Source organism: Dialister sp. UBA1703 (assembly GCA_002320515.1).
Taxonomy (GTDB): Bacteria; Bacillota; Negativicutes; order Veillonellales; family Dialisteraceae; genus Dialister.
Window position 1 is genome coordinate 31,470 of the sequence record DCJJ01000161.1, and the last position, 6,777, is coordinate 38,246.

Genomic DNA, 6,777 nt, shown 5'->3' on the forward strand with positions numbered 1-6,777 from the left:
TTTATTCACCTGCCACTTCTTGTCCTTTAACTACAAACTTTGTCTTGATCGGCAGCTTGTGACCTGCAAGGCGCATAGCTTCCTTTGCAGCTTCCATGGGGATGCCGCCCATTTCGAACATAACACGGCCGGGTCTCACAACTGCTACCCAGTATTCTACAGCACCTTTACCGGAGCCCTGACGGGTGCCGATCGGTTTAGCGGAAACCGGTTTGTCCGGGAAAATCTTAATCCAGACCTTGCCGCCGCGCTTGGTATAACGGGTCATAGCAATACGGGCTGCTTCGATCTGGCGGCTGGTAATCCAGGATGGTTCCGTGGCAACCAGGCCAAATTCACCGTAAGTCACGGTGTTTCCACGATGTTCCTTGCCTTTCATACGGCCGCGGAACTGTTTACGATATTTTGTACGCTTTGGAATTAACATCAGGAATCACTCCTTTCAGAGTTTTTCGGTCTGCGTTCTCTGCGATCACCACGGCGGCCGCCTCTTCTGTTGCCATCATGACGGTTGCCTCTGTCCTTATTGGTGCGGACATTTTCGTTTTCATCCACAACCTGGCCGGGAGCGAGCTCGCCTTTATAAATCCAGACTTTAATGCCGATAGCACCATAGGTGGTGTGAGCTGCGGTTACACCGTAGTCAATGTTGGCACGGAGAGTCTGAAGGGGAATAGAACCTTCGCGGTAGCTTTCGCTGCGGGCGATTTCAGCGCCGCCCAGACGACCGGAAACGGTTACCTTGATACCTTTAGCGCCTGCGCGCATGGTTCTGCCTACAGCCTGTTTAACAGCACGGCGGAAGCCGATACGTCTTTCCAGCTGGGAAGCAATGTTTTCACCAACCAGGATAGCGCTCATGTCGGTGGATTTGATTTCGAGAATGTCGATATCCACTTCCTTGTCAGTTACAGCAGCCAGGGCTTTCTTGATATCCTCAATGCCCGTGCCGCCGCGACCGATAACCATGCCCGGCTTAGCGGTATAAATGGCAAGCTTTACACGATTGCCTACACGTTTAATGCCAATCTTGGAAATGCCTGCTACGAACAGGTGCTTCTTTAAAAACTGGCGGATTTTGGCATCTTCCACAAGCAGTGCAGCATAATCTTTTTCTGCAAACCATTTGGAATCCCAGTCATCGATCACGCCTACACGCATTCCATGCGGATTTACTTTCTGACCCAAAACGTTTCCCTCCTTCGATTACTCTTTTTCAGAAACTTTTACCGTCAGTGTGCTGGTACGTTTCATAATCCCGAAAGCCTGTCCACGAGAACGTGGATGTACGCGCTTCATGATCGGGCCTGCATCTACATAAATGGTGGAGATGTAGAGATTATCAATGTTCATGTTGTTGTTATTTTCTGCATTAGCCATGGCGCTCCGCAGGGTCTTTTCAACCACGATGGAAGCAGCCTTGTGGGTATTACGCAGAATGGAGATAGCTTCTCCCGCTTTCTTGCCGCGGACAAGGTTAGCTACGATGCGGACCTTGCGGGGAGAAATGCGGACATTTCTTGAAATTGCCTGAACTTCCATTTTATTCCTCCCTGTTACTTGCCGGCCTTATCGCTCTTGTTGTGGCCCTTGAAAGTACGGGTCGGAGCGAATTCGCCAAGCTTATGGCCAACCATATCTTCAGTGATGTAAACCGGTACATGCTTTCTTCCGTCGTGAATCGCAATGGTGTGACCTACGAAACTCGGAAGGATAGTAGAAGCACGGGACCAGGTTTTAACAATTTTCTTATCGTTAGCTGCGTTCAGAGCGTCAATCTTCTTTACCAGAGAGAAAGCGACGAACGGGCCTTTTTTTACGGATCTGGACACTTTTACTCCTCCTTATCTTACTTGCGTCTCTTAACAATCAGTTTGGTAGACGCTTTTTTGTTGTCGCGGGTCTTCACGCCGTAAGCAGGCTTGCCCCACGGAGTAACAGGACGCTTACGTCCGACAGGAGCTTTACCTTCGCCGCCGCCATGCGGATGGTCATTCGGGTTCATTACAACGCCGCGGGTAGCCGGACGAACGCCGAGCCAGCGGTTTCTTCCTGCTTTGCCCAGGGTGATGTTTTCATGGTCATCGTTGCCAACCACACCGATGGTAGCACGGCAGCGGATATGTACTCTGCGGAGTTCGCCGGAAGGCAGACGGAGCAGTGCATAATCCCCTTCCTTAGCCATCAGCTGAGCACTTGCGCCGGCGGAACGGACCATCTGGCCGCCCTTGCCGATTTTCAGTTCCACATTGTGAACGATGGTACCAAGAGGAATATTGGTGAAAGGCAGGCAGTTGCCTACTTTAATATCGGATTCTGGGCCGCTGGTGATGACATCGCCAACTTTCAGTCCCTTAGGAGCCAGGATGTAGCGCTTTTCGCCATCAGCGTACTTAACCAGAGCAATGCGGCAGGTACGGTTCGGATCGTATTCGATGGTAGCAACCGTTGCCGGGATGTTATCCTTGTTTCTCTTGAAATCGATAATTCTGTACTGACGTTTATGACCGCCGCCCTGATGGCGAACTGTCATTTTGCCGGAGCCATTGCGACCGCCATGATTATGAACAGGAGCCAGAAGGGATTTTTCCGGTTTATCTGTTGTGATTTCATCAAAAGTGGAAACGGTCATCTGACGGCGTCCGGGAGTATACGGTTTAAAAGATTTATAAGCCATTGATTAACTCCTCCTTACGCTTCGAAGAGCTCAATTGTTTCGCCCGGTTTGAGTGTAACAATTGCTTTCTTCCAATCACTGCGACGACCCTGGGTACGGCCCAGACGCTTCATCTTGCCTTCATAACGCATGGTGTTCACAGCCTGAACTTTGACTTTGAAAATCTGTTCCACTGCCTGGCGGATTTCCACCTTGGTAGCAGCCAGCGGCACGCGGAAAGTGTACTTCCGTTCTTCCATGAGAGCGGTGGTTTTTTCCGTGATAATCGGTTTAATGAGGATGTCACGTACTTCCATTATGCCAGTACCTCCTCAATCTTCTTAACAGCTTCCTGGGTGAGGAACAGCTTGTCATAATTTACAATATCATAGATGTTGATTCCGCTGGGAACATAAGCCTTTACGCCGGGAATGTTTCTTGCGGACAGAACGGTGTTTTCAGCTGCATCGCCGCCGTCAACGATGAGAGCCTTGCCTGCGTTGAATGCAGACAGCATCTTAACAACTTCCTTAGTCTTCGGTGCGTCGAAATGGATGGTGTCGATCACAACCAGTTCATTCGCACGGAGCTTTTCGGAAAGAGCAGACTTTACAGCCAGCTGGCGAGCCTTTCTCGGCATAGCCTTTGCATGGCTTCTGGGGGTCGGTCCGAATACGGTGCCGCCGCCAACCCACAGTGGGGAGCGGATGGATCCGACTCTGGCACGACCGGTGCCCTTCTGCTTCCAGGGCTTCTTGCCGCCGCCGCGGACAAGGCCTCTGGTCTTTGTGGCGTGGGTGCCGAGGCGTTCATTAGCCATCTGGCGAACCACTGCCTGGTGAATAACAGCTTCGTTATAGTCTACGCCAAAGACGCTGTCATTCAGCTCTATTTCACCGGTTTCCTGGCCGGCTACATTATACAGCTTTACTTTCGGCATTGAGATGTTCCTCCCTTAATCAGAACAATTTTCTGTTGTTCCAGACAATATTATTTTACAGGCTTTACAGTTTCCTGTACCATGACGAGGCTTCCCTTAGCGCCGGGGATCCCGCCTTTCACAAGCATCAGATTACGGGCAGTATCAACTCTTACTACCTGAAGATGCTGAACAGTGACTCTTTCGCCGCCCAGCTGTCCCGGCATCTTCTTGCCTTTGAATACCTTTCCGCCGCCGCCGGACATACGAGCGCCGAGGGAAGCGGTCTGACGATGGTTCTTGGAACCGTGGCTTTCAGGGCCGCGCTGATGGTTCCAACGTTTAATGGTGCCGGCGAAACCTTTGCCGCGGCTGGTGCCGATTACGTCTACGATTTCGCCTTCTGCGAAGATATCAGCAGCCAGAGTTTGGCCTACTGTGTAAGACGGCTTTTCAGCGAGTCTGTATTCACGCAGATATTTAACCGGTTCAATACCAGCCTTTTCAAACTGACCTTTTACAGGTTTTGTCAAATGTTTTTCTTTGACAGCGCCATAACCGAGCTGAACAGCATTGTATCCATCGCTTTCAACGGTTTTAACAGCTGCTACAACGTTTGGCAGAACTTCAATAACACTTACCGGAACCAGGTCTCCGTTTTCAGCGAACACCTGGGACATTCCTAACTTTGTTCCCAAAATAGCCTTAGACATCTTTGCACCTCCTTACAGTTTAATATCAATGCTGACGCCGGCTGGCAGTTCCAGTCTCATCAGCGCATCCGCGGTCTTCTTGGACGGATCGAGGATGTCAATAAGTCTCTTGTGGATACGCATTTCAAACTGTTCACGGCTGTCCTTGTTGACATGCGGAGAACGGAGAATGGTATACACGTTCCGTTCCGTGGGGAGCGGAATCGGACCGGAGACACGGGAACCTGTTCTCTTAGCGGTTTCCGCGATCTTCACTGCGCTCTGATCAACAGCTTTGTGATCATAGCCTTTCAGCCGAATTCTGATTTTTTCCTGTTTCGACATTAGATAAACCTCCTACGTTCATTTCCTGAATGAACTGCTCCGTGGAAATTCCCCTGCACTGCAGGCCACCTTCCACTTCATAGTTTTTGACTGACTCATCTGCGCCTTCGCCCTCGTACGAAAGCCCGCAAACGTTCAGCCTTTAAATCATACTATTTTCCAAGGTCGAATGCAAGTGTTTCATCAAAATTTAATAATTTTCTTGAGAAATCCCCCACGCCCGATAAGTACAGGTGCGAGCCGTATTAGGTGCACCTTATTTTAACATAAACACGTGCCCTGGCGTGTACCTTCTTACATGAAATTTTGATAAAATTTTTCAAACCACCTGTTCCAAAGGGAAAATTACGCCGGCCGGGGACAGCTCAGAGGCCTTTTATTATACATATATATGTTTCACAGCTATCCGCTGTCCGCTGTCCGCTCTCCGCTTTCCGCCCTCTGAAAAGCAGTAAGCAGTAAGCAGTAAACCCACAGTCGGAAGTCGGAAGTCGGAAGCCGGAAGCCGAAAGCCGAAAGCCGACAGCCGACCGCCGACTGTCCCACTGTCCCACTGTTTCACTGTCTCACTGTTTCACTGTCCCACTCTCCCACTAGTACACCAGCTCACTAGTACACTAGCCCACTAGTACACTAGTACACTAGTACACTAGCCCACCAGTACACCAGCCCACTGGCCCCCCTTTCCCTGCATGCCGCAAGAAAACGCCAGAGACATCCGGCGGTAAGCGGTAAGCCGATAGCGGACATATGATATAATAATCCTGTATGAAACGGAGGTTTTACAAAATGAAAGTAACTTACGACCACACCTTATTTGATACCATTCCCGGACTCTGCGTAGGCATCCTGGCCATCCGGGCCATTGACAACCGGGGCGTGAACCTGGAAGCCGAAGCCTTCCGGCGCCGCTGCTGCACCGAAGCGAACCTGCTCCTCAAAATGAACCCCGCCATGGCGGATGGAGAAATCAAACGCTACGATGACGCCCTCACTCATCTTCACATGAAAGGCACCACCGCCATTTCCGCCCTCTTCAAAGAATACAAAAAAGAACTGGGCATAGAAGAGGAAGAAGAAGCCAAAGCAGAGGAAGACTACGAAATCCTCTCCCAGCCCAAAGCCGCAAGCCTTGACGAACTGGCAGGCTCCGACGTCCTTCCCCGCACGAACCCCCTGATGGACATGGTACGGGGCGGCATGCTCAAATTCCACGTAGACATCCACGCCTTCAACATGGGCGACAGGAAGACACCCCTCACCGTCCACCAGAAAGACGGCGAATGGGTGGTATCCCTCGGAGACGAAACCGCAGTCCACCGCTGGTACTGCGAAGACGGCAGCGCCGCGAAAGTAGATGAAAACTCCGAAAACATCCTCATCCTCATCACCGGCTTTGCGCCAAACCGCAAAAAAGTAGCCGCCGCCAGAAACGAACTGGCCCGCCGCATGAAATCTGCCTTCGACCGCTCCGTAGAAGTAGGCTGGCTGGAAGATGGCACCCATGAATTCACCGCATCCATCTAAAGGAGGATCCATGAAATACGCGGCCATCGACTTTGAAACCGCCTACTGGGGCCCCGCCAACGCCTGCTCCCTGGGCATCGTCGTCAGCGACGGAAAAGAAGTCATCGACCAGTGGTACCACCTCATCCGCCCCATGACACTGAAATTTGACGCCGGATGCATGAAAGTCAACGGCATCCGCCCCGAAGACGTGGCAGGCGAAGAACCATTCCCCTACTTCTGGGACGAAATCGCCAAACGGCTGGAAGGTACCATCGTCTTCGCCCACAACGCCCGCTTCGACATGGGCGTCCTCGCCTCCGCCCTGGACTACTACCACCTGCCGGACATCCACTTCCGCTACGGCGACACCGTCGTCCTCTCCCAGAAACTGTGGAAAGACATGGTAAACCACAAACTGAACACCGTGGCAGAAAACCTGGGCTTTGACTTCCATCACCACCAGGCATTGGACGACGCTAGAGCCTGCGAATACATCGTCCGGAAAGCCCTGGAACAGACAGGCCTCGCGTCAGTGGAAGCCCTCATGAAAAAGACAGGCCAGGATTTGAAACGATTCGCCGTCAAAAGAGGAGAAAGGAAACTGGCTACCTGAGGGGGCACAGGGCGCCCCCGGGTTCATAGGGTTCAGAAGGTTC

11 protein-coding genes are annotated in these 6,777 nt (G+C 51.6%); 2 read left to right on the forward strand and 9 right to left on the reverse strand.

Annotated elements, in window-relative coordinates; all coding sequences use genetic code 11:
- Position 1: 1 nt before the first annotated feature.
- The 9 genes from rplP to rpsJ are packed head-to-tail and all read right to left on the reverse strand — an operon-like array spanning position 2 to position 4,612.
- On the reverse strand, positions 2–427 hold the full coding sequence (gene rplP, locus B2Y11_RS07540; protein ID WP_291057849.1) for a 50S ribosomal protein L16: 426 nt from the start codon (positions 425–427) through the stop codon (positions 2–4).
- Positions 427–1,188 carry a 30S ribosomal protein S3 gene (rpsC, locus tag B2Y11_RS07545; RefSeq protein ID WP_291057850.1) on the reverse strand — a complete coding sequence of 254 codons (762 nt, stop codon included), beginning with the start codon at positions 1,186–1,188 and terminating at the stop codon, positions 427–429. Before rpsC ends, rplP begins: the two co-directional genes overlap by 1 nt.
- Positions 1,189–1,206: 18 nt before the next feature.
- A complete protein-coding gene (gene rplV / locus B2Y11_RS07550) occupies positions 1,207–1,542 on the reverse strand; it encodes a 50S ribosomal protein L22 (protein WP_008859806.1) in 336 nt (111 codons plus the stop codon).
- A gap of 14 nt (positions 1,543–1,556) precedes the next feature.
- Complete coding sequence (gene rpsS, locus B2Y11_RS07555; RefSeq protein WP_291057851.1) at positions 1,557–1,832, reverse strand: 30S ribosomal protein S19; 276 nt, start codon at positions 1,830–1,832, stop codon at positions 1,557–1,559.
- A 17-nt stretch (positions 1,833–1,849) separates the two neighbouring features.
- A complete protein-coding gene (rplB, locus tag B2Y11_RS07560; RefSeq protein ID WP_291057852.1) occupies positions 1,850–2,677 on the reverse strand; it encodes a 50S ribosomal protein L2 in 828 nt (275 codons plus the stop codon).
- A 14-nt stretch (positions 2,678–2,691) separates the two neighbouring features.
- Positions 2,692–2,973 carry a 50S ribosomal protein L23 gene (gene rplW / locus B2Y11_RS07565; RefSeq protein ID WP_291057853.1) on the reverse strand — a complete coding sequence of 94 codons (282 nt, stop codon included), beginning with the start codon at positions 2,971–2,973 and terminating at the stop codon, positions 2,692–2,694.
- Positions 2,973–3,596 (reverse strand): 50S ribosomal protein L4, encoded by a 624-nt coding sequence (gene rplD / locus B2Y11_RS07570; protein WP_291057854.1) that lies wholly within the window; start codon positions 3,594–3,596, stop codon positions 2,973–2,975. Before rplD ends, rplW begins: the two co-directional genes overlap by 1 nt.
- Positions 3,597–3,646: 50 nt before the next feature.
- Positions 3,647–4,288 (reverse strand): 50S ribosomal protein L3, encoded by a 642-nt coding sequence (gene rplC / locus B2Y11_RS07575; protein WP_008859801.1) that lies wholly within the window; start codon positions 4,286–4,288, stop codon positions 3,647–3,649.
- Between the two features lie 12 nt (positions 4,289–4,300).
- Positions 4,301–4,612 carry a 30S ribosomal protein S10 gene (gene rpsJ, locus B2Y11_RS07580; protein WP_291057855.1) on the reverse strand — a complete coding sequence of 104 codons (312 nt, stop codon included), beginning with the start codon at positions 4,610–4,612 and terminating at the stop codon, positions 4,301–4,303.
- 789 nt (positions 4,613–5,401) lie between these two features.
- On the opposite strand from rpsJ, the gene B2Y11_RS07585 reads away from it, so the two are divergent.
- Complete coding sequence (locus B2Y11_RS07585) at positions 5,402–6,139, forward strand: hypothetical protein (RefSeq protein ID WP_291057856.1); 738 nt, start codon at positions 5,402–5,404, stop codon at positions 6,137–6,139.
- A gap of 10 nt (positions 6,140–6,149) precedes the next feature.
- Positions 6,150–6,734: a 3'-5' exonuclease gene (locus B2Y11_RS07590; RefSeq protein ID WP_291057857.1), complete on the forward strand. Its 585-nt coding sequence runs from the start codon at positions 6,150–6,152 to the stop codon at positions 6,732–6,734.
- Positions 6,735–6,777 lie beyond the last annotated feature (43 nt).

Coding starts and splice junctions, on each gene's coding strand:
- rplP (WP_291057849.1), bottom strand. CDS start 427: ATGTTAATTCCAAAGCGTACAAAATATCGTAAACAGTTCCGCGGCCGT.
- rplV (WP_008859806.1), bottom strand. CDS start 1,542: ATGGAAGTTCAGGCAATTTCAAGAAATGTCCGCATTTCTCCCCGCAAG.
- rplB (WP_291057852.1), bottom strand. CDS start 2,677: ATGGCTTATAAATCTTTTAAACCGTATACTCCCGGACGCCGTCAGATG.
- rplW (WP_291057853.1), bottom strand. CDS start 2,973: ATGGAAGTACGTGACATCCTCATTAAACCGATTATCACGGAAAAAACC.
- rplD (WP_291057854.1), bottom strand. CDS start 3,596: ATGCCGAAAGTAAAGCTGTATAATGTAGCCGGCCAGGAAACCGGTGAA.
- rplC (WP_008859801.1), bottom strand. CDS start 4,288: ATGTCTAAGGCTATTTTGGGAACAAAGTTAGGAATGTCCCAGGTGTTC.
- rpsJ (WP_291057855.1), bottom strand. CDS start 4,612: ATGTCGAAACAGGAAAAAATCAGAATTCGGCTGAAAGGCTATGATCAC.
- B2Y11_RS07585 (WP_291057856.1), top strand. CDS start 5,402: ATGAAAGTAACTTACGACCACACCTTATTTGATACCATTCCCGGACTC.
- B2Y11_RS07590 (WP_291057857.1), top strand. CDS start 6,150: ATGAAATACGCGGCCATCGACTTTGAAACCGCCTACTGGGGCCCCGCC.